Source organism: Halopseudomonas phragmitis (assembly GCF_002056295.1).
Lineage (GTDB): Bacteria > Pseudomonadota > Gammaproteobacteria > Pseudomonadales > Pseudomonadaceae > Halopseudomonas > Halopseudomonas phragmitis.
The window spans coordinates 2,859,577-2,885,728 of record NZ_CP020100.1 but is presented as its reverse complement, the minus strand read 5'-3'; the positions used below and the strand labels follow the sequence as shown (position 1 = coordinate 2,885,728).

At 56.9% G+C, this 26,152-nt stretch carries 25 protein-coding genes; 8 read left to right on the top strand and 17 right to left on the bottom strand.

Annotated elements, in window-relative coordinates; genetic code table 11:
* Positions 1-113: 113 nt before the first annotated feature.
* From BVH74_RS13460 to BVH74_RS13450, 3 genes are read right to left on the bottom strand one after another with little or no spacing between them, the layout of a single operon-like run.
* Positions 114-1,388: a replication-associated recombination protein A gene (locus tag BVH74_RS13460; protein ID WP_080051736.1), complete on the bottom strand. Its 1,275-nt coding sequence runs from the start codon at positions 1,386-1,388 to the stop codon at positions 114-116.
* Between the two features lie 54 nt (positions 1,389-1,442).
* A complete protein-coding gene (lolA, locus tag BVH74_RS13455; RefSeq protein WP_080050561.1) occupies positions 1,443-2,081 on the bottom strand; it encodes an outer membrane lipoprotein periplasmic chaperone LolA in 639 nt (212 codons plus the stop codon).
* Positions 2,082-2,098: 17 nt separating this feature from the next.
* Positions 2,099-4,492, bottom strand: a complete 2,394-nt coding sequence (locus tag BVH74_RS13450) for a DNA translocase FtsK (protein ID WP_080050560.1) — start codon at positions 4,490-4,492, stop codon at positions 2,099-2,101.
* A 174-nt stretch (positions 4,493-4,666) separates the two neighbouring features.
* On the opposite strand from BVH74_RS13450, the gene aat reads away from it, so the two are divergent.
* The 3 genes from aat (at position 4,667) to infA (ending at position 6,489) form a co-directional block, all read left to right on the top strand.
* Entirely contained in the window at positions 4,667-5,365 is a 699-nt protein-coding gene (gene aat / locus BVH74_RS13445) for a leucyl/phenylalanyl-tRNA--protein transferase (RefSeq protein WP_080050559.1), read from the top strand.
* A gap of 57 nt (positions 5,366-5,422) precedes the next feature.
* On the top strand, positions 5,423-6,130 hold the full coding sequence (locus tag BVH74_RS13440) for an arginyltransferase (protein ID WP_080050558.1): 708 nt from the start codon (positions 5,423-5,425) through the stop codon (positions 6,128-6,130).
* A 140-nt stretch (positions 6,131-6,270) separates the two neighbouring features.
* Positions 6,271-6,489, top strand: a complete 219-nt coding sequence (gene infA, locus BVH74_RS13435) for a translation initiation factor IF-1 (RefSeq protein WP_080050557.1) — start codon at positions 6,271-6,273, stop codon at positions 6,487-6,489.
* A gap of 91 nt (positions 6,490-6,580) precedes the next feature.
* On the opposite strand, the gene BVH74_RS13430 is transcribed toward infA, so the two are convergent.
* Entirely contained in the window at positions 6,581-7,789 is a 1,209-nt protein-coding gene (locus tag BVH74_RS13430; protein ID WP_080050556.1) for an acyl-CoA dehydrogenase, read from the bottom strand.
* Positions 7,790-7,967: 178 nt separating this feature from the next.
* Here BVH74_RS13430 and BVH74_RS13425 point away from each other — a divergent pair, with 178 nt between their 5' ends.
* Positions 7,968-8,906 (top strand): LysR family transcriptional regulator, encoded by a 939-nt coding sequence (locus BVH74_RS13425; protein ID WP_080050555.1) that lies wholly within the window; start codon positions 7,968-7,970, stop codon positions 8,904-8,906.
* Positions 8,907-8,966: 60 nt separating this feature from the next.
* Here the strand turns inward: BVH74_RS13425 and BVH74_RS13420 are convergent, their stop codons facing one another.
* The 3 genes from BVH74_RS13420 to BVH74_RS13410 all read right to left on the bottom strand — a co-directional run bounded on the left by BVH74_RS13420 (position 8,967) and on the right by BVH74_RS13410 (position 12,115).
* Positions 8,967-10,418, bottom strand: coding sequence for an aminotransferase-like domain-containing protein (locus tag BVH74_RS13420; RefSeq protein ID WP_080050554.1), 1,452 nt, complete (start codon positions 10,416-10,418; stop codon positions 8,967-8,969).
* A gap of 159 nt (positions 10,419-10,577) precedes the next feature.
* A complete protein-coding gene (locus BVH74_RS13415; RefSeq protein WP_080050553.1) occupies positions 10,578-11,429 on the bottom strand; it encodes a substrate-binding periplasmic protein in 852 nt (283 codons plus the stop codon).
* 74 nt (positions 11,430-11,503) lie between these two features.
* Positions 11,504-12,115 (bottom strand): MiaE family protein, encoded by a 612-nt coding sequence (locus BVH74_RS13410; protein WP_080050552.1) that lies wholly within the window; start codon positions 12,113-12,115, stop codon positions 11,504-11,506.
* A gap of 143 nt (positions 12,116-12,258) precedes the next feature.
* On the opposite strand from BVH74_RS13410, the gene BVH74_RS13405 reads away from it, so the two are divergent.
* Positions 12,259-13,119, top strand: coding sequence for a universal stress protein (locus BVH74_RS13405; protein ID WP_080050551.1), 861 nt, complete (start codon positions 12,259-12,261; stop codon positions 13,117-13,119).
* Between the two features lie 49 nt (positions 13,120-13,168).
* Here the strand turns inward: BVH74_RS13405 and BVH74_RS13400 are convergent, their stop codons facing one another.
* Positions 13,169-13,642 (bottom strand): DUF1289 domain-containing protein, encoded by a 474-nt coding sequence (locus tag BVH74_RS13400; RefSeq protein ID WP_080050550.1) that lies wholly within the window; start codon positions 13,640-13,642, stop codon positions 13,169-13,171.
* 369 nt (positions 13,643-14,011) lie between these two features.
* On the opposite strand from BVH74_RS13400, the gene acnB reads away from it, so the two are divergent.
* On the top strand, positions 14,012-16,606 hold the full coding sequence (acnB, locus tag BVH74_RS13395; RefSeq protein ID WP_080051735.1) for a bifunctional aconitate hydratase 2/2-methylisocitrate dehydratase: 2,595 nt from the start codon (positions 14,012-14,014) through the stop codon (positions 16,604-16,606).
* Between the two features lie 99 nt (positions 16,607-16,705).
* Here acnB and brnA read toward each other — a convergent pair whose 3' ends face one another.
* The 3 genes from brnA to BVH74_RS13380 form a co-directional block, all read right to left on the bottom strand.
* Positions 16,706-16,972 (bottom strand): type II toxin-antitoxin system BrnA family antitoxin, encoded by a 267-nt coding sequence (brnA, locus tag BVH74_RS13390; RefSeq protein ID WP_080050549.1) that lies wholly within the window; start codon positions 16,970-16,972, stop codon positions 16,706-16,708.
* Positions 16,962-17,225 carry a BrnT family toxin gene (locus BVH74_RS13385; protein ID WP_080050548.1) on the bottom strand — a complete coding sequence of 88 codons (264 nt, stop codon included), beginning with the start codon at positions 17,223-17,225 and terminating at the stop codon, positions 16,962-16,964. The genes brnA and BVH74_RS13385 overlap by 11 nt, the downstream gene beginning before the upstream one ends.
* Before the next feature lie 295 nt (positions 17,226-17,520).
* A complete protein-coding gene (locus BVH74_RS13380; protein WP_080050547.1) occupies positions 17,521-18,450 on the bottom strand; it encodes a LysR family transcriptional regulator in 930 nt (309 codons plus the stop codon).
* Positions 18,451-18,569: 119 nt separating this feature from the next.
* Here BVH74_RS13380 and wrbA point away from each other — a divergent pair, with 119 nt between their 5' ends.
* Both wrbA and BVH74_RS13370 read left to right on the top strand, forming a co-directional pair.
* Positions 18,570-19,208, top strand: coding sequence for an NAD(P)H:quinone oxidoreductase (gene wrbA / locus BVH74_RS13375; protein ID WP_080050546.1), 639 nt, complete (start codon positions 18,570-18,572; stop codon positions 19,206-19,208).
* Positions 19,205-20,479 carry an MFS transporter gene (locus tag BVH74_RS13370; RefSeq protein WP_080050545.1) on the top strand — a complete coding sequence of 425 codons (1,275 nt, stop codon included), beginning with the start codon at positions 19,205-19,207 and terminating at the stop codon, positions 20,477-20,479. Before wrbA ends, BVH74_RS13370 begins: the two co-directional genes overlap by 4 nt.
* A 78-nt stretch (positions 20,480-20,557) precedes the next feature.
* Here the strand turns inward: BVH74_RS13370 and BVH74_RS13365 are convergent, their stop codons facing one another.
* The 6 genes from BVH74_RS13365 to BVH74_RS13340 all read right to left on the bottom strand — a co-directional run bounded on the left by BVH74_RS13365 (position 20,558) and on the right by BVH74_RS13340 (position 26,085).
* Positions 20,558-21,265, bottom strand: coding sequence for a class I SAM-dependent methyltransferase (locus BVH74_RS13365; protein ID WP_080050544.1), 708 nt, complete (start codon positions 21,263-21,265; stop codon positions 20,558-20,560).
* Entirely contained in the window at positions 21,255-21,893 is a 639-nt protein-coding gene (locus tag BVH74_RS13360; RefSeq protein WP_080050543.1) for a hypothetical protein, read from the bottom strand. The genes BVH74_RS13365 and BVH74_RS13360 overlap by 11 nt, the downstream gene beginning before the upstream one ends.
* A 167-nt stretch (positions 21,894-22,060) precedes the next feature.
* Complete coding sequence (locus tag BVH74_RS13355; protein ID WP_080050542.1) at positions 22,061-22,888, bottom strand: restriction endonuclease; 828 nt, start codon at positions 22,886-22,888, stop codon at positions 22,061-22,063.
* Positions 22,889-23,016: 128 nt separating this feature from the next.
* Positions 23,017-24,054: a hypothetical protein gene (locus BVH74_RS13350; protein ID WP_080050541.1), complete on the bottom strand. Its 1,038-nt coding sequence runs from the start codon at positions 24,052-24,054 to the stop codon at positions 23,017-23,019.
* A gap of 77 nt (positions 24,055-24,131) precedes the next feature.
* The gene (locus BVH74_RS13345; RefSeq protein WP_080050540.1) at positions 24,132-25,628 is read right to left on the bottom strand and encodes a PDDEXK family nuclease; all 1,497 of its coding nucleotides are present in this window, start codon (positions 25,626-25,628) and stop codon (positions 24,132-24,134) included.
* Between the two features lie 43 nt (positions 25,629-25,671).
* A complete protein-coding gene (locus BVH74_RS13340) occupies positions 25,672-26,085 on the bottom strand; it encodes a hypothetical protein (RefSeq protein ID WP_080050539.1) in 414 nt (137 codons plus the stop codon).
* Positions 26,086-26,152: the final 67 nt, after the last annotated feature.

Genomic DNA, 26,152 nt, shown 5'->3' with positions numbered 1-26,152 from the left:
TCATCACCAGCGGCGCAGCCGCGTGGTGATCCATGGCCTGTGAATGGATTGCTTCGGCGCTACGCTTCTCGCAATGACGGCGGGTGCGGCTTAAGAGCGACGGTGGGTCCGGTTTAACGGCGTTGCCTGCTGCTGGCCTTGTCCAGGCTGCGCAGGTGCTCAAGCTTCTGGGCGATCTTGCTTTCCAGCCCACGCGGCACCGGATGGTAGTACTGACGAGGCTCCAGCGCCTCGGGGAAGTAGTCTTCACCGGCGGCATAGGCCTCCGGCTCGTCATGGGCGTAGCGATAGCCTTCGCTGTAACCCAGCTCCTTCATCAATTTGGTCGGCGCATTACGCAGGTGCAGCGGTGGCTCATGCGAAGGCTGCTCAGACACATCCTTCATAGCGCTGTTGAAGGCCTTGTACACCGCATTGCTCTTGGGCGCGCAGGCCAGATACACCAGCGCCTGTGCCACCGCCAGCTCGCCTTCCGGGCTGCCAAGGCGCTCCTGCACATCCCAGGCATTGAGCGCCAGGGTCAGGGCCCGTGGGTCGGCATTGCCGATATCCTCACTGGCCATGCGCACTACCCGGCGAGCGATATAGAGCGGATCGCAGCCACCATCGAGCATCCGGGCGAACCAGTACAGAGTCGCGTCAGGGTTGGAGCCGCGCACCGATTTGTGTAGTGCGGAAATCTGATCGTAAAAAGCCTCGCCACCCTTGTCGAAACGTCGACGAGTGTCATTGAGCAGATCAGCGACCAGCTCGGTACCAATCGTGCCGCCATCCTCGACCAGATCGGCGGCGATCTCCAGCAGGTTGAGCAGCCGGCGGGCATCGCCATCGGCGGCTCCCAACAAAATCTGCTGCGCTTCGTCGCTGATCGACAGCTGGTGCTGACCCAGCCCGCGCTCGGCATCGCTTAGCGCACGCTTGAGCAAATCAGCCAACGCCTGCTCATCCAGCGACTTGAGCACATAGACCCTGGCACGCGACAGCAAGGCGTTGTTCAGCTCAAACGACGGGTTTTCGGTAGTAGCACCAATGAACAGCACGGTGCCGTCTTCGACATAGGGCAGAAAGGCATCCTGCTGAGCCTTGTTGAAGCGATGCACTTCATCGACGAACAGAATGGTCTGACGTCCACTCTGGGCCGCATGCTGGCGGGCTTCATCGACCGCCGCGCGAATATCCTTGACCCCTGCCAGCACCGCCGACAGGGTCACGAAATGGGCATCAGCCAGGGTCGCCAGGAGTTTGGCCAAGGTGGTCTTGCCTACCCCTGGCGGCCCCCAGAAAATCATCGAATGCAGGGCGCCCTGCTCCAATGCCACCCGCAATGGCCGCCCCGGGCCCAGCAGATGGCTCTGGCCAGCGTACTCATCCAGACTGCGCGGACGCATCCGCGCTGCCAACGGCTGATGAGCCGGCGTATCAGGAAACAGGCCGGCCACGACTTACTCGCTGATCACATCGACACCTTCCGGAATCTCGAAGGTGAACTGGGCTTCATCCATGGCTGGGTTGAGCTGGACATTGGTGAACAGGATATTGGTCCGCTGACCAATGGGATCGCTCATCTGCATATCGTTGATCAGCCCATCACGGAACGACAGCCGCAAGGTTTCAAACAGCGTGTCGGCCGCCTTGGGCGTCAGGGTGAAATCGACCACGCTGCCGCCTTCGGTCCAGGCAATCTCGAAATTGTCCTGCAGGGTGCTGACATCACCGGACAGCAGCAGCGCCGGGGTATGGGTCAGGCGCTGATCCATTTCCTGAACGGTAACCTGCATCAGGTCCGGGTCATACAGCCAGACCTGCCGGCCATCGGACACCAGCAACTGCTCCAGCGGCGGATCAGTGTGCCAGCGAAACTTCCCCGGACGCTTGAGCGTCATGCTGCCCGTAGTTTCCTGCAGGCTGGCGCCATTGCTACTGAGGGTCATCTGGGAGAAGTTGGCAGTCAGGGTTTGAGCCTGGGACAGCAGCTGATTGAGGCGCTCAGCCGCCTTGGCCTGATCATCAGCCTGGGCCAGCAACGGCATGGCAGCCAGGCAGACACCGGCAAGCAGCGGACGCAACAGTGTTTTCAGCATGATAGGAGGGTTCTCCGTTAATCACGTAAGGGGGCTGGCGCGATCACCTCGCGCGAGCCGTTGGTATTCATGGGTGTCACCACGCCAGCCATTTCCATGGCCTCGATCATTCTCGCGGCGCGGTTATAACCGATTTTCAGCTTGCGCTGCACGGCCGAAATCGAAGCCCGGCGACTCTCGGTGACGAACTGCACGGCCTGGTCGTAAAGCGGATCGTCTTCCAGGTCATCACCGCCACCACCGGAGCCGCCACTCTCGTAGCTGCCGCCACCGCCGTCATCCACACCGTCGACGATATCCTGTATGTAGTCAGGCTCGCCGCGCTGCTTCCACTCATCCACCAGCCGGTGCACTTCATCGTCGGAAACAAAGGCGCCATGCACACGCACCGGCAGGCTGGTGCCCGGCGGCATGAACAGCATGTCACCATGCCCCAGCAACTGCTCGGCACCACCCTGATCGAGAATGGTGCGCGAATCGATCTTGCTCGACACCTGGAACGCCATCCGGGTCGGGATATTGGCCTTGATCAGACCGGTGATCACGTCCACCGATGGCCGCTGGGTCGCCAGAATCAGGTGGATGCCAGCCGCCCGGGCCTTCTGGGCGATCCGCGCGATCAGCTCTTCGACCTTCTTGCCGACGATCATCATCATGTCAGCGAACTCGTCGATCACCACCACGATGATCGGCAGGCTTTCCAGCAAGGGCGGCTCATCTTCCATCGACTCGCGCCGGTACAGCGGGTCGGTCAGCGGCGTGCCGGCCTTCTGGGCATCCTTGACCTTGCGGTTGAAGCCAGCCAGGTTACGCACCCCCATGGCCGCCATCAGCTTGTAGCGGCGCTCCATCTCGGCCACGCACCAACGCAGCGCATTGGCTGCTTCTTTCATGTCGGTCACCACCGGCGCCAATAGATGCGGGATACCCTCGTAGATCGACAGTTCAAGCATCTTCGGGTCGATCATGATCAGCCGCACTTCATCCGGGCCGGCCTTGAACAGGATCGACAGCAGCATGGCGTTGACCCCAACCGACTTACCCGAGCCCGTGGTACCGGCCACCAGCAAGTGCGGCATCTTGGCCAGGTCAGCCATCACCGGGTGGCCGCCAATATCGTGGCCCAGCGCCAGGGTAACCGGCGACTGCGCCTCGTCGAATTCACGGGTCTCCAACACCTCGGACAACCGCACGATTTCACGGTCTTCGTTGGGAATCTCGATGCCCACCGTGGTCTTGCCGGGAATCACTTCAACCACCCGTACACTTATGACCGCCAGCGAGCGCGCCAGATCCTTGGCCAGATTGGAAATTTTGCTGACCTTGACCCCAGGCGCAGGCTGAATTTCAAAACGGGTAATGACCGGACCAGGCTGAACCTTTTCGACCTCGGCTTCGACCCCGAAATCCTTGAGCTTGAGTTCCAGCAGCCGCGACATGCCTTCCAGCGACTCGGGGGAAAAGCCCTTGGTCTTCTTGCTGGCCGGGTCCAGCAACGAAATCGGCGGCAACGAGCCGGGCTCAACCGCATCGAACAGCTTGGACTGCTTCTCCTTCTGCAACCGCACACTGGCCTGCGCCGGTTTCGGGTCCGGCGGCACAATCTGCGGCGGCTGGCGATGCTCCTGGGCGGCCACATGCTTGGCCAACGCTTCCTGACGCTGCGAACGAGCCTGTTCGGCGCGCTTTTGCTCCTCAGCCGACACCGCCGGCTCACGGCGCGGCGCACTGCGCACCGGCTCGCCTTCAGCCAGGCGCTGGTCAGCCTTGCGCGCCCGCCAGTTGAGCCAGGCACGCTTGAGCAGATCGAGCAGATCCAGGGTAATGCGCCCGGTCAGGTCCATAACCTTGAACCAGGACAGATTGGTGAAAACCGTGATGCCGAACAGGAACAACGTCAGAAACAGCAAGGTGCTGCCTTGCATGTTCAGCACCGGATAACTGATCTCGCGCAGCAGTTGACCCAGCACCCCGCCCGCCCCGGCACCTTCTGGAAAACCAGCAGGCACACCACCATGCAGAGCCGCCAGGGCCGTACCGGCCAGCAGCGTCAGCACAAAACCGATCAGCCTCCAGGAAAACAGCCAACCATTCCAGACCAGCGGCTGATGGCGGCGACGGAACATCTGCCAGACCTTGACCGCAACAATCACCGGAAACAGATAAGCCAGGTACCCGAGTACCAGCAGCAGCACATCGGCGATCCAGGCGCCCATCCGCCCACCGGCGTTGTGCACATCCACAACATCACCGCTGCGGGTCCAGCCCGGGTCAGCTGTATGGTAAGTGGACAGCGCCATGAACAAGTACAGACACAGTGCAATCATCGCCAACAGGGCGCCCTCACGCAGGCGCAGACTCAACTGCTCACGCCAGGCAATCGGGGCTTTCTGTGCTTGGGTATCCTTCAAAACGCAGTCTTCCGTATCAATTCAATCAGCTATTGTAACAGTGGGAGTCAGGATTATAACGATTGACCACCCACGCGCGTTTGCGTTCCATCACGCATTGACACTATCTTGATAAGGGACAATAGCTTATACACGCTTCTTGATAAACCGTTTGAAAGGCCGGACATTGCACACATGGGCCACCTGACCTGGCTTAATCCGCACACACTGGAGTTTCCTTCCGCCGACATGGCGCTGGATGACCCTAATGGCCTATTGGCACTGGGCGGCGACCTCTCGCCACAACGGCTGATCCGCGCTTATCGACTGGGTATTTTCCCCTGGTACCAGGATGGTCAACCCTTGCTCTGGTGGTGCCCCAACCCGCGTACCGTGCTGTTTCCCGATAAGCTGCACATCTCGCGCAGCATGAACAAGTTCCTCCGACACACCACCTTCAGCATCAGCTATGACCGCTGCTTCGACCAGGTATTGAGGCAGTGCGCGGCCCCCCGCCCCTACTCGGAGGGCACCTGGATCACCGACGAGATGCAGCAGGCCTATCGGCAACTGCACCGGATGGGTATTGCCCACTCCGTCGAAGTCTGGGATCAAGATGAACTGGTTGGCGGACTTTACGGCCTCGCGCTGGGCCGGGTCTTTTTCGGCGAGTCGATGTTCAGCCTGCGCAGCAACGCTTCAAAGACCGGCTTCATCCATCTGACCGGTGACTTGCAGCGCGCCGGGTTTGCCCTGATCGACTGCCAGATGCCTACCGATCACCTGTTCAGCCTGGGCGCCGAATCGATCGAACGATCCGACTTTCTCCAGCTCTTGCGTCAGTTCTGCCCTGAAAATGCAGATAATCACTGGCCATGGACAGGTTGCCTTTGAAGCCCCGCAAGCCCCGCTCTATACTTGGCGGAGTAGCCTGAAGCGCGACACACTCCCATGACAGACCTGGCCCAACTCAAGTTCTATGCGACCCAACCGCATACCTGCAGTTACCTGCCAGACGAGCAGGCGACCACCCTGTTTCTCGACCCCCAACAACCCATTGACCTGACCACCTACAGCCAACTGTCCGAACTGGGGTTTCGCCGCAGCGGCGATCACCTCTATCGTCCGCATTGCCGGCACTGTAACGCCTGCATCGCTGCCAGAATCCCGGTCACAGCTTTCAAACCCAGCAGCCAGCAGCGCCGCATCATCAAGCGCAACCGCGACATCACCGTCACGTCCTGTCGCCCGCATCTCAGCGATGAAGCCTATCACCTGTACGCGCGCTATATCGAAGCGCGACATGCCGATGGTGACATGTACCCACCCAGCCGTGAGCAGTTCAGCTCGTTCCTGGTCCGTGACTGGTCGTTCAGCATATTCTACGAGTTTCGCCTGGATGGCCACCTCGTCGCGGTAGCTGTCACCGACCGCATGAACAACGGCCTGTCGGCGGTCTACACCTTCTACGCCCCCGAACTGCCCAAACGCAGCCTGGGACGCTATGCAATTCTCTGGCAGATCGAAGAGGCCAAACGCTGCCAACTGGAAGCTGTATATCTGGGCTACTGGATCAAGAGCTGCCGGAAAATGAACTACAAGACCGAGTATCGGCCGCTGGAAATGCTGGTCAACCAACGTTGGATCCTGATCAACTGAACTGCCGTCAGGCCATCAACCTGCAAAATAAACCCGGCTAAACTTGGCTCTTCGTTGCTTTTAAGGCACAATTGCTCACCTTTTTTGCGGGCACCTCTATTTGCCCGCCTGCAAACAGATACCTGAGAGGCCCTTGCTGAATGGCGAAAGAAGACAGTATTGAAATGGAAGGCACCATCATCGACACCTTGCCGAACACCATGTTCCGTGTGGAGCTGGAGAACGGCCACGTCGTGACTGCCCATATTTCAGGCAAGATGCGCAAGAACTACATCCGCATCCTGACCGGTGACAAGGTGCGGGTTGAACTGACCCCCTATGACCTGACCAAGGGTCGCATCACCTATCGCGCCCGTTAAGCCGATCAGGGCCTAACGCCCGCGCTGTCCCTTCGGCCACGGCCAAAAAAAACCCGCCAAACACGGCGGGTTTTTTGTTAGCAGTACCGGCTTAACGAGCCATGTACTTGCCCAGCTCGTGCTTGCCGATGGCCGCGCGGTGTACCTCATCCGGGCCGTCGGCCAGACGCAGGGTGCGCTGCATGGCGTACATGTGAGCCAGCGGGAAGTCTTCCGAGACCCCGGCACCACCGTGCATCTGGATCGCACGATCAATGACGCGCAGAGCCACATTCGGAGCCACGACCTTGATCTGGGCGATCTCGCTCTTGGCTACCTTGTTGCCTACGGTATCCATCATATAAGCCGCTTGCAGGGTCAGCAGGCGCGCCTGGTTGATTTCGATGCGCGACTCGGCAATCAGGTCAATGTTGCCACCCAGTTGCGCCAGACGCTTACCGAAGGCCTCACGCTCGACCGAACGGCGGCACATCAGCTCCAGAGCACGCTCGGCAGCACCGATCGAACGCATGCAGTGGTGAATACGGCCCGGCCCGAGGCGACCCTGAGCGATTTCAAAGCCACGACCCTCACCCAGCAGCACGTTGCTGTAGGGGACCCGGACATTTTCCAGCACAACTTCAGCATGACCATGCGGGGCATCGTCGTAACCGAAGACCGGCAGCGGGCGGATTACCTTGACGCCGGGGGTATCCATCGGCACCAGAATCATCGAGTGCTGCTGGTGACGCGGCGCATCGGGATTGGTCAGACCCATGAAGATCATGATCTTGCAACGCGGATCACAGGCACCGGAAGTCCACCACTTGCGACCGTTGATTACCCACTCATCACCTTCGCGGCGGGCATTGGCCTGCATGTTGGTAGCGTCGGAAGAGGCTACGCCCGGCTCGGTCATACCGAAGCAGGAGCGGATTTCACCAGCCAGCAGCGGCTTGAGCCATTTTTCCTTGTGCTCTTCGCTGCCGTAGCGAACGATAGTTTCCATGTTGCCGGTATCCGGCGCGCTGCAGTTGAAGGCTTCCGAAGCCAGGCCCGAACGACCCATCAGCTCAGCCAGCGGCGCATATTCGAGGTTGGTCAGGCCGGCGCCCAGTTCCGACTCAGGCAGGAACAGGTTCCATAGCCCCTCAGCCTTGGCCTTGACCTTGAGCTCTTCAACAATGGCGGTAGGCTGCCAGCGATCACCTTCAGCCACTTGCTGGTGAAAAATCGGCTCAGCCGGGAACACATGCTCCTGCATGAACGCATCGACGCGCTCGCGCAGCTCTTTCACCTTGGGAGAATATCCAAAATCCATGATTGCCTGCCTTTTCTGGTTATCAAACGAAGATTGCGACCAGAAAAATGCTAGTTGAGGCTGAGGGATTTATCTAACCTATTTTTGGTGTGTATAAACATTCATAAGCGATATATACTTGGCCAAAAGTATAAAGCACATGTCTCGACCTTGAGCCAATCAACCGAAGGATGTTGCGATGAACCTCAGCAAAGTTGATCTGAACCTGTTCATTGTATTTGATGCCATCTATACCGAGGCCAACCTGACCCGTGCCGGGCAGATTGTCGGCATCACCCAACCTGCAGTGAGCAACGCCCTCGCCCGCCTGCGCGAGACCTTCAATGACCCGCTGTTCGTGCGGACCGCCCAGGGCATGGTCCCCACTCCCATGGCCCAGAACATCATTACGCCGGTGCGTCAGGCGTTGCAGCTGTTGCGCGTTTCGGTTCAGGAAAGCCGCAGCTTCAATCCCGAACAGGCAACCAAGACCTATCGCATCAGCATGACCGACGCCAACGAGGCAGTCATTCTGCCCCAGCTGGCCGCGCGCATTCGCCGCCTGGCTCCCGGCATCAAGATTGACAGCTTCCTGGCCAAGCGCCGGGAAACCACCAAGGAACTGGCCGCCGGCCGCCTGGACTTCGCGATTGACGCGCCGCTCAACACTGATACCCAGGTTCGTCACGTCAAACTGTTCGAAGACCGCTATGTCTGCGTGATGCGCCAGGGCCATCCGCTGGCCAGCAAGGAGCGGCTCAGCCTGGATGATTACCTGGCCCAGTCGCATATCCACATTTCCAGCCGCCGCAACGGCCTCGGGCATGTCGATCTGGCTCTGGGCAAGATGGGTATTCAGCGCAATGTGGTACTGCGTTCACAGCATTATCAGATGGCACCGCTGGTGCTGGACAACACCGATCTGGTGATGACCGTGCATGAGCGTTTCGCCAAACGCCACCACTTGCATTTCGCCCAGTTGCCGATCGATGACGTACCAGCCATCGAAACCCACATTTTCTGGCATGAAAGCACCGATCAGGATCCAGCCAACCGCTGGATGCGTGAGCAGATCATTGAGCTGTCGCAACAGATTCAGCGCCAGGAACACAAGGAAAAGGCCACCGCAGTAGTCTGAACTCCTCCGGAAGAAGCGCTCCTACCCCGCCGGCAGGAGCGCTCAGCAAGCGCGCGAGCACTAGCCAGCCAGCGCCGGCTCCAGCGTCTGGCGCTCGATCAGCAACTGCTGAGCCAGCACCCCCAAGGTCATCACCGCCCTCTCGGCATTGCGATTCCAAGGTATACCGCAGTTCAGGCGCAAGCAGTGGTTGAACTGGTCCGAGTTACTGAACACAACCCCCGGTGCAATACTGATCCCCTGCTCCAGCGCCCTGGTAAACAGCACCTGGGTATCCACCCCGCCCGGCAGACTGACCCAGAGAATGAAGCCGCCCTTGGGCCGGGTAATCTGGGTCCCTTCGGGAAAGTACTGCTGAACCGCCAACTGGAAGCTGCTCAGGTTCTTGCGATACTCCTGACGGATATGCCGCAGATGCCGGTCATAGCCCCCGTTCTCCAGATAGGCAGCAACCGCCATCTGGCTAACGCTGCAGGCCGACAGCGTGGTAAAGGTTTGCAGCTTTTCAATGGTGTCCTGATGCTTGCCGGCCACCACCCAACCAGTGCGCACGCCCGGCGAAATGGTCTTGGAAAAGCTTGAGCAATACATCACCGTATCCGAACAGTCGAAGGCCTTGAGCGCCCGCGAGCGACCGTGGTCAAACATCAACTCGCCATAGATATCATCTTCGATGATCGGAATGCTCAACTGAGCCATCATCGCCACCAGCTTGCGCTGGCGGTTTTCCGGCATGGTCGCACCCATCGGGTTACCGGCCCGCGAGGTCACCACCAGAGCCTTGATCGGCCACTTCTCAGTGGCTTTCTGCAGCGTTTCCAGACTCAAGCCGGTTTCCGGGTCGGTGGGAATCTCAATCACCTTGAGCCCAAGCAACTCGCACAACTGCAGCAAGCCATAGTAGCTGGGTGATTCAGTGGCGATCAGGTCGCCGGGGCTGGTAATCGCCCGCAGGCACAACTGCAATGCTTCGACACAGCCATTGGTGATCACCACGCCCTCGGGGTCGACCATCGCTCCGGCATCGCGCATCCGAATCGCAACCTGCCGGCGCAGGGGCTCATAGCCTGGGCTAAAGGTATAGCTGAAGGCTTTCTGACTGTGAAAACGGGTGACCTTGCTCATCTGCTGATGCAGCGCCCGCAATGGCAGAAAGTCGCTGGAGGGTACCGCCGCGCCCAACGGCATGACGCCATCGCGCCGGGCCTGACGCAGAATCTCGCTGATGATGCTGCTGCGGGTCACCGCGTAGGGATGCTCAACCCGGGCAATCTGTGGCGTAGGCGCGGTCAGTGCCGGAGTCTGATGCACATAATAGCCGGACTGCGGGCGGGCACGAATCAGCCCCTGATCCTCAAGGGTGGCGTAGGCCTGCAGTACCGTGGCATGGCTCACACCTTTCTGGGTGCTGAGCTTGCGCACCGATGGCACCCGTTCGCCAGGCTGATAGAAACCCTTTTGAATGTCCTCAGCCAACTGCTGGGCAATTTGCTGGTACAACAGATTGCTCATAACCGCTCCCTCCGTATGGCCTAACACCCTAATCCAGCACAGGGCAGCAGAACACCGTACAGTTATCGGGAAAAACACCAATACAGATTAGCAGAGCAAGGACTGTTGCGGTCCAAAGAATTTCAGATGTAACTGTTTTGAAACACCTGAGGCAATTAATCAGTCAAAAACCGCCGGCTCCTCAGCAAGACCTGAAGACACTCCAAACTGCGCAGACCAGATAGCCTGATACTTCTCCAGCAAGCGCCTCGGCTCGCCCCTGCCGACCAGATCCTGCATGGCCAGGGCCAGGGCCGAGCGCAACGCCGGAGAGTTACAGGCACTGCGATGGGAAATGGTGTAATACAACTGCTCGCTGATCAGCGAGCCATCGATGATGTCGAGCTGATCGGCAATGCCCAACTGTTCGGCCACTGCCAGCCCCTGGTAGCGCTCATAGACCACGTAATCGACCCGCCCCAGCAGCAGAGTGCGAAATGACTGCTCAATCGAAGACACCTTTTCGATCCGCAAATGGTCCCTGGCGTAGGTATCGAAAGCCTGGCCATAACTGTTATTGACCAAAGTACTGCCGCGCTTGTCTCGCAGATCGTCCCAGCCGGAGTAAGGAAAGGCGCTGCCGCGTCTGACAAAAACCACGCTGGGTACCTCTATATAGGCCGGATACACATAATCCATGTAGCCCAACCGCTCGTGAGTCAGAAAGGCCCCAGCCAGCATGTCCACCCGCCCACTGCGCACCTCATCCTGGGCCCGCGCCCAAGGGCCGACATTCAGCACCTCGACCTTTACCCCGGCATCGGCCAGGGCCATCTCCAACAGCTCAACACCGGCGCCAATCAGCCGCTTGTCATCCTGCGGATCAACCCATAACAACGGTGGATACTGAGGGTTGCCGGCAACGACCACTCGTTCGCAAGTACCTGTTGCCCAGGCTGGGGTAGAGCTCAGCAAGGCCGCCAACAACAAACCAGCAAGCGACGCGCGGCAACCTGTTCGGACAAACCTCATGCATCCCCTCCCTAGCCTCGAAACACCACAACAGTGACTCATTATAGACAACTGTCTCGATCTTACACCCGGACTCAGCAAGCCTGGGCGGCAACGCCGCTGTGGAAACGAAATTCGGAATCGTCGGCCATCACGGCCTCGGCCTCTACCTCGGCAAAGAACGCTACCCGCTCATCAATCGGACCTTGGGCATACTTGCCCGCCAGCTTCAGGTAATCCTGGTAATGCCGGGCCTCGGACTTGAGCAGCGAACGGTAAAAATCGCCCAGTTCAGCATCCAGATGCGGTGCCAGCTTGGCGAAGCGCTCACACGAGCGCGCCTCGATAAACGCCCCGACAATCAGAGTGTCAATCAACCGCCCAGGCTCGGTAGTACGCACATGTTGACGCAAACGCTGAGCATATTGGCTGGCGGACAAGCCACGATAAACAACCCCGCGTCGCTGCATCAGTGCAGTCACCTGCTCGAAATGACGCAACTCCTCACGGGCCAAACGCGACATTTTCTGCAGCAAATCGGGCTTGTCGGTATAGCGAAACATCAGATTAAGTGCTGTCGAGGCGGCTTTCTTTTCACAGTTGGCGTGATCGATCAGCAGCTCTTCAGGGTGCTCCAGCGCTTGGGCAACCCAGGCATCAGGCGTTGAGCAGCGGAGAAAATCGAGCAGTTCTTGCGGCAAGGTCATGGAATCACGTGGCGTTAGCAATCAATGAGCGCAAATTATACGGATATATCAGCGCTCTAGCACCTTGACCCATATCAACAGCAGGCCCCAAAAAACCAGCTACATTGAAAGTAGAACAGCAAAACCGCCATAGGGAGAACGCCATGCAGGCCATCAAACGTATTCTGGTTATCATCGACCCAAGCCAGACCGAACAACTGGCTTTGAATCGTGCCAAGCTGATTGCCGGAGTCATCGAATCGGAGCTGCATCTGCTGGTTTGCGAAAACCGCCAGGATCACAAGCCGCTGCTCGACAAGTTCTGCACCGAACTGGAAGCAGCTGGTTTCAAAGCCTCCGCCTCGCAATCCTGGCACGGCAACCTGACCGATACCATCGTTCAAGCCACCAGTGCACAAGGCTGCGGCCTGGTGATCAAGCAACATCTACCAGACAACCCGCTGAAAAAAGCACTGCTGACCCCGGATGACTGGAAAATCCTGCGCTACTGCCCTGCCCCGGTGCTGATGGTCAAGACCACCGAGTCCTGGATGCGCGGCGCAGTACTGGCTGCCGTAGATCTCGGCAACCATGACGACCAGCACCACATACTGCATGACACCATCGTCAGCCACGCAGCCGATATCGTCGAGATGATCAACGGCGAGCTTCATCTGGTCAGCGCCCACCCGGCACCCATGCTGTCGGCTGCCGACCCGGTCTATCAGTTGCGCGAAAACATTGCCGCCCGTTATGTCGAAGAAGCACGCAAGTACATCGACCAGTACGAACTGGACAACGAACGCCTGCATATCGACGAAGGCCCAGCCGACACCCTGATTCCCAAGGTCGCCAAGCAGGTCGGCGCCAGTGTCACGGTCATCGGCACCGTCGCGCGCAAAGGGATCTCCGGCGCCCTGATCGGCAACACTGCCGAGGTGATTCTCGACCAACTGGAAAGCGACGTGCTGGTGCTCAAGCCAGACGACATGATCGCCCACCTGGAAGAACTGCTGGAAAAATAACCAAGGAACCGGAAGCGGGAGCCCAGCTCCCGCCTCCCCATGCCATGAGTCACTGACCGCCCAAGGGCGCGCCAGGCATCCCCGGCAAAATTGTGTGTCGCTCGTAATAGGCTTGCGACAAAGCCTGAAAGTCATGATCGATTTCATCGCGCAACTGCCGCGCACTTAGTCCCAGCCTGCTCGGCAACACTTTCAAACCACATCCACTCAGCGCCTCGTCGCCAGCGCGCACCAGCAACTGGTAGGCCTTGCTGGTCCACGGCTGACCTGGGTCACAAGCCACCCGCCAGCGCTCCAGCGCCTGCTCCAGCGCCAACACCGAGTCCAAAGCCAGGCGCGCCGTCAGCACCTGCCCAAGCAACTGCTCCAGCCGCCGCCAGATCGCCGCCCGCTGCTCGGCGCTATAGCGGTTCCAGTCGATGATTTCATGACTGAAACGTTTGCAACCACGGCAGACCGTGTCCCCGAACACCGTCGAACAACGCCCTACGCACGGTGTCTTGTCGGTATAACTAGCAACCATGAAGTGATATCCCGCCCATTTCTCAGGGTTTCCCGCAAAAGTGACCCGGTCCGGCAATCGGACCGCCGGTATTGTCTCATACGAAGGTCAAACAGCTCTGCAACTTAACTTTACCCGGCAACTACTGTAGAATCGGCCCGCCGTTAGGGCTGTGTGTCAGGCGTTTGCCCGCAACCCGATTCGTATCTGCCAACCCAGTTACCCAGGTTGTCCACTCAGAAACGGGCTTGCGTTTGTACCCCAGCCTTCCCGGCATGTTGGGGAGCACTGAATAGTTTACTTAGGCTGAAGGCGATTATTCAGTGCTTCCCTGGTCCGTGAGGATGACCGTTCCGTCACAAGCGGAACAGACTGATGAGGGTAATTACTGTGCTTGAAGCCTATCGCAAACACGTTGAAGAACGCGCCGCCCAAGGCGTTGTGCCTCAGCCGCTGAACGCCGAACAAACCGCCGGTCTCATAGAACTATTGAAAAACCCGCCGGCCGGTGAAGAAGAATTCCTGCTTGATCTGCTGACCAACCGCGTCCCCCCGGGGGTTGACGAAGCCGCCTACGTCAAGGCTGGTTTCCTGTCTGCAGTCGCCAAGGGTGAAGCCACCTCCCCGCTGCTGACCAAAGAGCGTGCCGTTGAACTGCTGGGCACCATGCAGGGCGGCTACAACATCGCCACCATGGTCGAACTGCTCGACAACGCCGAACTGGCCGCTGTCGCCGCCGAACAGCTCAAGCACACCCTGCTGATGTTTGATGCCTTCCACGACGTAGCCGGCAAGGCCAAGGCTGGCAACGCCAACGCCAAAGCCGTGCTGCAGTCCTGGGCTGATGGCGAGTGGTTCACCAAGCGCCCGGCTGTCGCCGAAAAAATCTCCCTGACCGTGTTCAAGGTTCCTGGCGAAACCAACACCGACGACCTGTCGCCGGCTCCTGACGCCTGGTCGCGCCCGGACATCCCGCTGCACGCCCTGGCCATGCTGAAAATGGCCCGTGACGGCATCGAGCCGGTCGAGCCTGGCGCCATTGGCCCGCTGAACCAGATCGAAGCCATGAAAGCCAAAGGCCTGCCGGTTGCCTACGTAGGTGACGTGGTTGGTACCGGTTCCTCGCGCAAGTCCGCCACCAACTCGGTGCTGTGGTTCTTCGGCGACGACATCCCCTACGTTCCGAACAAGCGTGCCGGTGGTTTCTGCTTCGGCACCAAGATCGCCCCGATCTTCTACAACACCATGGAAGATGCCGGCGCTCTGCCGATCGAATTCGATTGCAGCAACCTGAACATGGGCGACGCCATCGACGTCTACCCCTACGAAGGCAAGGTCTGCAAACACGGCACCGATGAAGTCATCACCACCTTCGAACTGAAGACCCAGGTGCTGCTCGACGAAGTACGCGCCGGTGGCCGTATTCCGCTGATCATCGGCCGCGGTCTGACCGAGAAGGCCCGTGCCGAACTGGGTCTGGGTCACTCTGACCTGTTCCGCAAGCCTGACGTACCGGCCGCCAGCACCAAGGGCTTCACCCTGGCGCAGAAGATGGTCGGCAAAGCCTGTGGCGTCGAAGGCATCCGCCCCGGCACCTACTGCGAGCCGAAGATGACCACCGTCGGTTCCCAGGACACCACTGGCCCGATGACCCGTGACGAGCTGAAAGACCTGGCCTGCCTGGGCTTCTCCGCTGATCTGGTCATGCAGTCTTTCTGCCACACTGCGGCCTATCCGAAGCCGATCGACGTCACCACCCACCACACCCTGCCCGACTTCATCCACACCCGTGGTGGTGTCGCGCTGCGTCCGGGTGACGGCATCATCCACAGCTGGCTGAACCGCATGCTGCTGCCTGACACCGTCGGTACCGGTGGTGACTCGCACACCCGCTTCCCGCTGGGCATCTCGTTCCCGGCTGGTTCCGGTCTGGTCGCCTTCGCTGCTGCCACCGGCGTTATGCCGCTGGACATGCCCGAATCGGTACTGGTGCGCTTCAAGGGCAAAATGCAACCCGGCATCACCCTGCGCGACCTGGTTCATGCCATCCCCTACTACGCCATCCAGCAAGGCCTGCTGACCGTCGAGAAGAAAGGCAAGAAGAACATCTTCTCTGGCCGCATCCTCGAGATCGAAGGCCTGGAGCACCTGACCGCCGAGCAAGCGTTCGAGCTGTCTGACGCCTCCGCCGAGCGTTCCGCTGCCGGCTGTACCATCAAGCTGAGCGAAGAGTCGGTTGCCGAGTACCTGAAGTCGAACATCGTCCTGCTGCGCTGGATGATCGCCAACGGCTACCAGGACGCCCGCACCCTGGAGCGTCGCGCCCAAGCCATGGAAGCCTGGCTGGCCAACCCGAGCCTGATGCAGGCCGACGCCGACGCCGAATACGCCGCCGTGATCGAAATCGATCTGGCCGACGTCAAGGAGCCGGTACTGTGCGCCCCGAACGATCCGGACGACGCCCGCCTGCTGTCGCAGGTAGCTGGTGACAAGATCGACGAAGTCTTCATCGGCTCGTGCATGACCAACATCGGTCACTTCCGCGCCGCCGGTAAACTGCTGGAGAAGAACAAGGGTGCCATCCCGACCCGTCTGTGGCTGGCTCCGCCGACCAAGATGGATCAGTACCAGCTGACCGAAGAAGGCTACTACGGCATCTACGGCAAGGCCGGCGCTCGTATGGAAATGCCGGGCTGCTCGCTGTGCATGGGTAACCAGGCCCGCGTAGCTGCCAAGTCCACCGTTGTCTCCACTTCCACGCGGAACTTCCCGAACCGCCTGGGCGATGGCGCCGACGTGTACCTGGCCTCCGCCGAACTGGCCTCGGTAGCGTCCATCCTGGGCCGCCTGCCGAGCGTTGAGGAATACATGAGCTACGCTGCCGAAATCGACAGCATGGCTGGCGATATCTATCGCTACATGAACTTCAACGAAATCGAGTCCTACCAGAAAGCCGCAGCGTCCATCCCGGTCGCTCAGCTGTAAGGGTCAGACCCGATAAGCAACCCCGCCTTCGCGCGGGGTTCTGAGAAATCCGATACCGGGCGACTGGTGTCGGATTTTTTTATGCTGCCGGGATGTCTATTAGCGAGGAAGCTCAGCGTCACCGTTAAACGGCTTTTTAGCAGACTCTGCTTGCAGCCGCTCCACCAACCACACCTTGATGATAGATTGGCGGGTAACCCCAATACGCGCAGCCTCGCGATCCAACGACTCTACGACCCAAGCCGGGAAATCGACGTTAATTCGCTTTTGCTCCAGATTGACACGCCGCGCAGAGGAAAGATCAAGGTCATCAATTACATCTTCCTGATCTTCCTCAAATTTTTTATCGAAGTCTTTAGCCTTCATAGAGCTCAACCTCCTTCTTGCGGGAACGCCTTACCGAAATAAGGCGAATACGAGCATCCCTGTATGTGACGACAGCCGACCAGTGCTTTTCACCAATCTTGCCTATCAGCAAAAACCTCGGCTCACCCTCTGATTTTGCACGGACTTCCAGCAGATACGGATCTTTCCACAACCCTTGGGCAGTAAAGAAATCAATACCGTGCTTATCCAGATTGGTCTGACTTTTGGTTTCGTCGAACTCAAATTCATCCATGAGTACAAATTATTCCTTTTTTACTCACGCCGCAAGATTTGGAAAGAAGCTCCAGCGGCTGACACAAGCTGATCATGCAGCATCTATAGGGTTTTGTATTCAGCGACGAGGGTGGTAACGACTCGATGGCCGTTGTTGTCACGTTGAAGCATGGCTTGAAGGAAACCGTCTGGAACAGTTCAGCAGACAAGGCCGCCGCGCTGGCTGAGCCTGGCGCCCAGCACTCACACTCCGTCCATGGAACCTGCCTGAGTCAACCGGCACAACTCTGCCGTGGTCGGGTTGATCACCGTGGCTACGGCAGAAATCCGGGTAACGCTCCGCCGGCGCACCCAAGCAGCGCTTCGCGCAAGACTCTTCCGGCGGGGCCCAGCGGTTCATCGATGCGACGCGCAAGATAAGCGTGTACCGGCGCCTCTCCGCGCGGGCCCAAGGCGGCCGCGGGCAGCCGAACCAGGCGTCTCTCGGCCAGATCGCGCTCGACCAACCACAAGGGCAGCCGCCCCCAGCCGAGCCCGCCGAGAATCAGGGCATGTTTGGCTTCCTGGCTGCTCACCCGCCAGGTTCCTGGGGACAGTACCCCGAAGTCACGTCCCTCCGATAGCGGAGTCGGATCCTGCTGAACGATCTGCAGGTGCTCCATCAACTCGTCTCCACTCAGGTTCTCGGTTTCGGCGCGCACAGCCAATGGATGGTCGCTAGCTGCAACCGCAATGAGAGGAAAGGACGAGAGCGCTTCAAGCTCGATGCGCGGATCGCGAAAATCCTCCCCTACCATGATCCCCAGCGTGCAGCGTCTCTCCATCAAGGCCGTGAGCGGGCCACCCAGCGCAGCGATGGATAGCCGAACGCCTACTGATGGATAGGCCTTACGCATGTGGCGCAGTGCAGCCGCAACCGTAGCAATGGGGAACAGAGTGTCGACGACGATAGGCAGCTCAAGTTCAACGCCTTCGCCCAGTCCGCGGGCTCGGGCACGCATGCTGTCGACTTTCAGTAGGATGGCGCGCGCGTCAGCCAGCAGTGCCTGCCCTTCGCGCGTGAGGGTTGGGCGGTGGCCGGAGCGGTCGAAGAGAGTAACGCCGAGTTGCGCCTCAAGATTCGCGATTGAGTGGCTCACCGCCGATTGAACACGTAACAGGCGGCTGGCGGCGCCACGAAAACTGCCGGCTTCCACAACGGCAACGAAGATGCGCATCTGGTCCAAGGTTAGTGCGTCTAGCATGATCTATCTCATCGATCAACTTAATGAATTATTTCTCAATTGTACTGATCAATTCAAGGTGTCAGCATGGGTTTCCAGTAGTCCCGCCGCCGGCGGGCCGCAGATAAAAGGATTTTCATATGACCAACGTGCTCGTGCTCTACTACTCGTCCTACGGCCATATCGAGGCCATGGCGTCGGCAGTGGCCGACGGCGTCCGGCAAGCCGGCGCCAACGTGTCGGTGAAGCAGGTGCCGGAGCTTGTTAGCGACGAGGTAGCCAGGGAATCGGGATACGGGCTGGCACAGGCGGCGCCGGTCGCGACCGTTGCCGAACTGGCGGATTACGATGCGATCATCATCGGCACGCCAACCCGCTTCGGGAATATGGCCGCACAGATGAAGAACTTTCTCGATCAAGCAGGCGGGCTCTGGTTCCGAGACAAGCTCGTCGGCAAGATCGCAAGTGTCTTCACCTCGACCGGGAGCCAGCATGGCGGCCAGGAGTCGACCATTCTCTCGACGCACATCGTGCTTATGCACCTGGGAATGGTGATCGTCGGCCTTCCCTACACCTTCAAGGGCCAGCTGCGGATGGACGAGATTACCGGCGGTTCGCCGTATGGCGCATCTACCTTGGCCGAAGACGCCGATGGCGGCGATCGCCAACCTAGCGACAACGAACTCGACGGGGCCCGCTTTCAGGGCAGGCACGTTGCCGAGCTTGCGATGGCATTGGTCCATGGCCGGCGGCATCTGCAAGCGGAAAAGACTGAATGAAGATCGCCCATCGCCGTCCGCCTGCGACAGCGTCAGCCCAACACGCCGGCAACTCACGCTGGTTTGCCGTTCTGCTCCTGGTTGGCGCAGGTGTCGTGTCGGCCTTTCAGGTTGGAAAGGCCCCAATGGCACTGGCCGCCATACAGGCGGATCTTGCTATCAGCCTCGCGACGGCGGCCTGGCTGATCTCGGCGTTCGCGCTTATTGGCGCGGTCGCCGGCGCTCCCGCCGGGCTTGCCGTCGATCACATCGGTGCCAGGCGCATGGTCGTTGGAGGCCTGCTGCTGCAGGCGGCGGGCTCCGCGCTCGGGGCGCTCGCAACGAGCGCTCCTGCACTTCTAACAACGCGAGCCCTTGAGGGGGTGGGATTTCTTGCGGTGATCGTTGCCGCACCGGCTTTGATCGTTGCCGTGGCGCCGACGCAAGCCCGGGACCGCGCGGTCGCGGTCTGGGCGACGTTCATGCCGGTAGGTATGACTCTGGTTATGCTTGCCGCACCGCTATTGGCCTCGCTCGAGTGGCGCGGTTTCTGGTTGCTCAACGCGGGGATTCTATTCGGCTATGCGGTTCTCGCTGGTCGTGGCACGCGAGGCCTTGGCCCGGCTGCCACGGAGCGGCGCAGTATCCGCACCGACATGAAGCAAGCATTGGTTTCTCCCGGCCCGTGGCTCTTGGGGGGGATCTTCGCGGCATTCTCCGCAGCGTTTTTCGCCATATTCGGCTTTCTGCCGTCGATACTTTCGGACCGATTGGGTGTGAGCCTGGAAACCGCCAGCATTTTAACTGCCGTTGCCGTCGCCATAAGCGGGGTTGGCAATCTGGCCTGTGGACAGTTACTGGCGCGTGGCTATCGACCGTTGCGGCTACTGGTTACGAGCTTCGGGGTCTTGGCCTTTGCCAGCGTAGGCATTCTCTCTGAAACCTTACCCGGTGCGGTTTCCTACGGCTTATGCGTCGTCTTCGCGTTCGCAAGCGGGCTGATTCCAGTGATCGTCTTCGACGCAGCGCCACGCTACGCCCCGCGCCCCGAACTGCTCGGAGTCACGCTCGGCTTCGCCATGCAGGGAAATAACATTGGGCTCATGGTCGGCCCGGCCGTCGCGGGCGGCATCGCTGGCGCGGCCAGTTGGTCGATGGTCCCGCTATTCGTCTTCTCCCTTGCCGCAGCTGCGATCCTTATTGTTGCCTTGCTCGGCAGCATCGATCAGAAAGAGGTTTCTCGCCCGCGTGATGACAAGCTGCCGTCGGACGATCCGGGGCTTAATCTTTGACGCCTGCATGGCCTGGACGTCCCCCCGATGCAGTGGATACTGGAGTGGGGGAAGTCCAAGTCCGACAACATGCGCTTGTTAGAGCTTTCTGCAGGTAAACACACAATATCGTGGCGACTCCCATTTGGCTCCATATTTTAGTTGTATATCATCTTCTGGATAGGTTTCGTCAAAGCCATCAATAGCGAAACCAGATTCAACTAGTTTATTGATGTACTCTGATAACGGTCTGTGATGGTATGGCACTCCACTAATCGTATTTAGTGGATCTTTAGTGATGGTAAACGACACGTTCTTGATCATTGACGCCATGTAATTATATTCATCTCCGAAAAACCCCTTATATTCATTATAAAAGCAAGGATGTGGGATCGAAAAAATAAAATGACTGGAAGCTTTCAGGTGTTGCCCGACTGATTCAAAGAACGCTGTGAGGTCATCAACAACGTGTGCAACAAGATGAGAGAAGGCAACTTCATAAAGCTCATTTTTTTCTAAGTCGAATGAAGTGCAGTTCAACAACCTAACATCGGTTAAAGACAAAACGTCTTTTGCGACCCGATACATTCCGGCAGAAGGCTCTATTGCCGTAACAGAAAACCCTAATTCAAATAACTCTTTGGAAATATGACCAGTGCCAGCACCTACCTCCAGCACATTGCTAGGTGAAAGGCTCGTAATTCGACTAACTAAAAGCGGCTTAAACACCTCGTTGAACGTTAAGTCTGCTCCTGACTCAATTTGCTCTCGGCGTATTTGTGCCGAATTACACCACCTATGCGGCATTAGCCAACTCCTTGGATTTTCTAATTATGTCCTTTGCCATTGCAATTATTTGGGGACCAGAATTGTTGTCAAAAATTGTAATCTCGTGATCAGGGTGAACGCCACGAGCAATGGCGAGCTTTTCAGCGCCGCTGCGATCTCCATTCACTAAGGTAAATCTAGCTTCAGGTGATACATTTTCTTTTGTGACAATAAAAGATGCACCATTCAGCTTTTTTCTAAGCGCCTCCGGAACTTCACTTGGCGTAATAATTTCAATGCGAGTACCTTTTTCAATTTTTGATTGAAGAATTGATATAAGTTTATCGTCACCCGCCAACCATGACACGCGGTTACTCACAACAGCCGCACTAGTGCCCGTAGAAATAAAGCTCTCCATAAACTTAAGGGTATCTTTTGGCTCTTTATCTGTTTGTGTGTCCGGAAGATATTTTAACCCTTTTTTAGCAAGCATAAGGATCACCGCGACGACCTCTACAATCACAGAGCCTATTAGCCACTCTAAATGAGGGAGTTCTTTCGCCTCCGAGAAAAACCAAGTATAGCCAATACCTGCTAGCGTCATAGCAGCCGTTAGACCAGTAATCCATAGAAAAAGGTAAAGAGTATGTTTTACAAGGTTTTGCATTTCATTCCTTTAATGATGCTGATGTTCAGGGCTACGTGAGCTCTAACGCTTTTGTCCAGCGGTGCCCTTGTAGCGCAGCGAAAAGGGCATCCGGTGGAGGGCCGTTAGGCCCGGAACGATTGTAAGGAATAGGCATACAGTCCACAGCAGCGGGCTATGGCCAAACCTCATCGGAATCTGCCCTCTATTGGCGGCCCCTCGGGTCCTACTCCACTTATTGGCCCCTTATCGAAAATATATCCGCCAAAAAGTGAGTTGAATTCCTCTTCTACATCCTTGAGAAACTGCAAGATTAAATCTAAAAGGTCACGAAAAGTCGTACAGTGCCATTCCACACCTGGTAAAATCTGAGATAAGACCTCTTTTTTAAAGTTATCCAAGTCGGCCGGAACATTCAGCAAGGTACCGGTGTTCAGGTGTGGGCTCACGGACTCGAGGTTAAACATCGAAAACATCCAAGAATGAACAGTGTACCGTGATCGTAACTGATCAAATTTTTTCTTCTTTTCCTCCGACAGATTTTCGTAGGCTTTATCTCGCTGACCATTAAATTCTTCTGTGTACTGCAAAACGCGATCAGCTGCATCACCTATCCGGGGGCAGAAGTATCTTCTCCACCAAGCCTCAAAATATCGCTGCTGAAGTTCTAGATAGGTTAATCCAGTAATATTTGTATTATGGGTGTACTGCTTCGCCCCGGATTGCAGACCATACTTCGATACGATAAATCCAATATTAGCCCCAGTCTCATGCATAACCGTGGTGAATGAATGAACGACTGATTGGGGCACTGTCGCGTTCCAGTTCTTGCATTCCACAATATATTTAATTTTATCCAAGCTACGACGGTCTACAGCGCAAACGTCTACATTGACGGTGCCGCGCGGTGTCTGGAGATCAACCTCAACATCAGCCGCCAGCCCTACGTTGCGAAATAGCCGTTTCACACCTGTTTGTAGGTCCTGCCAGCTTTCTGGGTACGGGTCATCAATCATGAACTAAGGTTCAACTCCTGGATTCCTAACGCTTGAGCTCAGGTGCGTTTGAGGCGAATCCCGTTTTTGCGGCAGTAAAAATGGGTGGCGGGTCAAACGTCACCTGCAGCGATTTGTTCGGCGTCATCTCACTCGACATCGACGATGATCTCGGAATGAAGTTCAGATATGACCCGAAAAATATCTTTTAGCAACGAATCAATCTCGTTTTCCGTGATTCTGACTTCACGGCCTTCACGCTCAGCCTGTTGAGCACGTTCCAAGTATTTTTTATCTACGACCCCAAGATTGTGAGTGACTGGGTGTCGCTTCTCGAATGAGCCTCCTAGTCGATCCCAGATTGCAGAATGAACCGGCTCGTAGCTAAACAGCTTCTTCAGCTGCTCCCTTGAGCGATCGACATTTTGAAACGAATTCCCAACTTTCTTCAGTTTGGCTTCAACTGTTTCAGCGTCATCTCCACGCTGTGTCAACGCCCTGCGCGCCAAGGCTTTTGCAGCAGCCTCGAATAACGAGACCGAATCTTCAAGGCAGTTTTCGAGGTCTTTCGCCGCCACGCGGCGCCCCAAATCCTGTTCACGACGCCCAATATCGTTGAGCATACTTCGAGTCACGGCGATTTCGGCTGAAACGTGGGTTAGAAATATGTCCTTACCGCAATCTGAGCACCATGCAGCTAAGCCAAAAACCGTTTGATCAAGAGTGCAATGCGGGCACACGACATCCCGACGAACTTCATCCTCGAAGGGACGTCTCACCTGTTTAGGTTGGCTAGGCTTGAGATCCATTTCAATGGAAAGAAATCCGCCACCGAATTTTCGTTTCCCTCGGGAATCTAGCCCTAGCGCGTCCTTCACCATATCGTTGATGCCGCCATGCGCTTCTCGTATTGCCATGTCCTTGGCGTATCGAATTTGCTCCTGCGTAGTGAAATCCGTTGGCTCCGCCTCGTGCCGACAGTAGGGGCAAAAGGCTGAATCTTGTCCACCGGTAATCCCCGTGCCCGGAGTGACCTTGAAATAGGCAGGTGAGCATTCGCTATTCGGACATTCCCGAGCGATTCGGCCATCCTGATCCTTTGGAATCGTAATTGTCAGGTGGTACTGATCATTGCCGAGGCTCTTGACCTCCAAAGGCCCACCTTCCTTAAACAGCCCCTTCTTCAATGTGGCCTCCTTGACGCCGAACGCCTGAGCTCAGGTGGCGCCTCAAACGTCATCTGCAGCGATTTGTTCGGCGTCATCTAGCCATCGCTCCGTTCTGGCAGTTGCCACTGGTAAACTCTTTTATATTCATACACTTGTATAGTGTCCCTCGCCGCCAGCGGCCTTCCAATGTGGCGCTCGATCTGTGTGATTATAGTCAAGTTCTCATTCTTCTTTCGGAGGAGCTTTCGCGCTAATTCGGATCTCTTATGCGTGATCTTCAAAAGACACGGTTCACTATTGCGGTCGGAACTGCCGGCGATCTCGACGACATCATTGACTGAAAGGAAGTCCATGTGCCCATCGCAGTCATAAAGGGCATGGTGATATGCAGAGTACTTGCATATTTGCTCAGAGATTTCTGAGGGAAGGTTAAGCTGCTCTTCTTTGTGAATTATTCCAAAAACCGGGTCCGTAAATTCCTCGGGAAAGATAGCAACTCTCTCGTAATCATCCAGATATTCGACGGCGTGTTGATTTACCTCGAGCAGTTGCTGACCTCCGGCAAATGGTCCTTTTTCCGGATCGAAATCAACATATATTTGAGGCATTTCGTATTCGACGTCGCCCTCGCTATCAATTGCTACTACAGACTCAAACTTCAGCCATCGCAAATCGACCATCTTCACTTGCTGGCACTTTTGAATTGAGTCGTAGAAAGCCTCAACCTTTTGACTCAAATTATGATCGTCAGAGTCTTGATTGTTTCTGACCTTGGCTAAGTTTATTGCGGCGGTGTAGTCCCAAGTCTTCGCATCACGGTCGATGTACGCAAAGTACTTGCCCTCCTCAAACACAACACCTAGGGGGTGCATTTGAACCGCAGCTCGTTCCACCCACCGAGGACGTTTCTCGAAATCTTCGTATCTGTCTTGATATGGATAATTCTGATCCTTACTGTCACGAAGCAACACGGACTTGTGGGCGGGATTAGTGCCCAATAGCTTCTGCAGTTTGTTTTTTACGGAAATGAAGGATCGTAATTCAGTTGCACGAGAACGCTTGCGGGCAACGAGGGAAATTCCGAAAAACGCAAATAAAATTCTGTCGTTTTTCGGTTGATGCAGCATATCTTCGAGTTCCGCACGTCCCCAGAGGTAAAACTCCATTACCCCTCGCGCCCTGAGTTCCTCCCGAAACTTGTCATATGCCTTTTTAGAGAAATTAGCTGGTGCCGCCAGAATATATCCGTAAGGCGGGTCGGAGCCACTAACGTCACTGCTTACGATCTCCGACAGCTTCTTCGGGCCAATGGCTTTTTCCCGTTTACATTGGAACATCCACATCCGACCTTCCATCGGGTGGGGCTGCTCTTCGTCCACGTCACCGGATGCGGTATGAATGTGATGGTGTTCGTTTCTTTCGAAGGCCCGTATATCGAATCCGTCATCAGCTCCTAGACGACCGGTTGCCTCAATATTCGTCCAATCTCGGAAGTCATACGCCAACTCTCGAATCAGGTCTTCAAAACGGTGCGGCTCTAGGTCCTCGAAATGGATTGGGCCTAGTGTCTTGCTGATCGAAGTGCTAACCATCGTTCAAAACCTCACCTCCGCTTCCATGACGCCGAACGCGAAGCTAAACCGCGCCAGATTTACCGGCGTCGGATTTAAGCGCCTTGTTAAAGACAGTCTTTTGCCAAGCCATTTCAAAACAAAAAACTGGCATAGTGAAAAGTATGAAGAATAGCCCTACCAAAAGTCCCAAACGGTGCAGCTCGAACATGTCGCCCATGATTTTATCCAACTCCACTCTCTTATAGCTTGCTGCTTCGAATTTTGCCTCGATAACAGTAATGCCGACGCCACCTGATGCCGACCTTGCAGCATCAAGTTCTGCTTTAGAAATTAGCAGTTCTTCTTGTGTTGAGAAGTCCAACGGCAAGAACTTGTCTATCAAGATAAATGCATGAGCGTAATACCAAGCAATCAATGAAACACCAATCGCTAGGCATAGTATCGATGGAGACTTAAATTTCGGAATATCGATCACGTTTTACCTTTAACATGTAAGCATTTGAACGGTGTGCGCAGGGAGGCGTCTTGTGCGGACCCAAAAA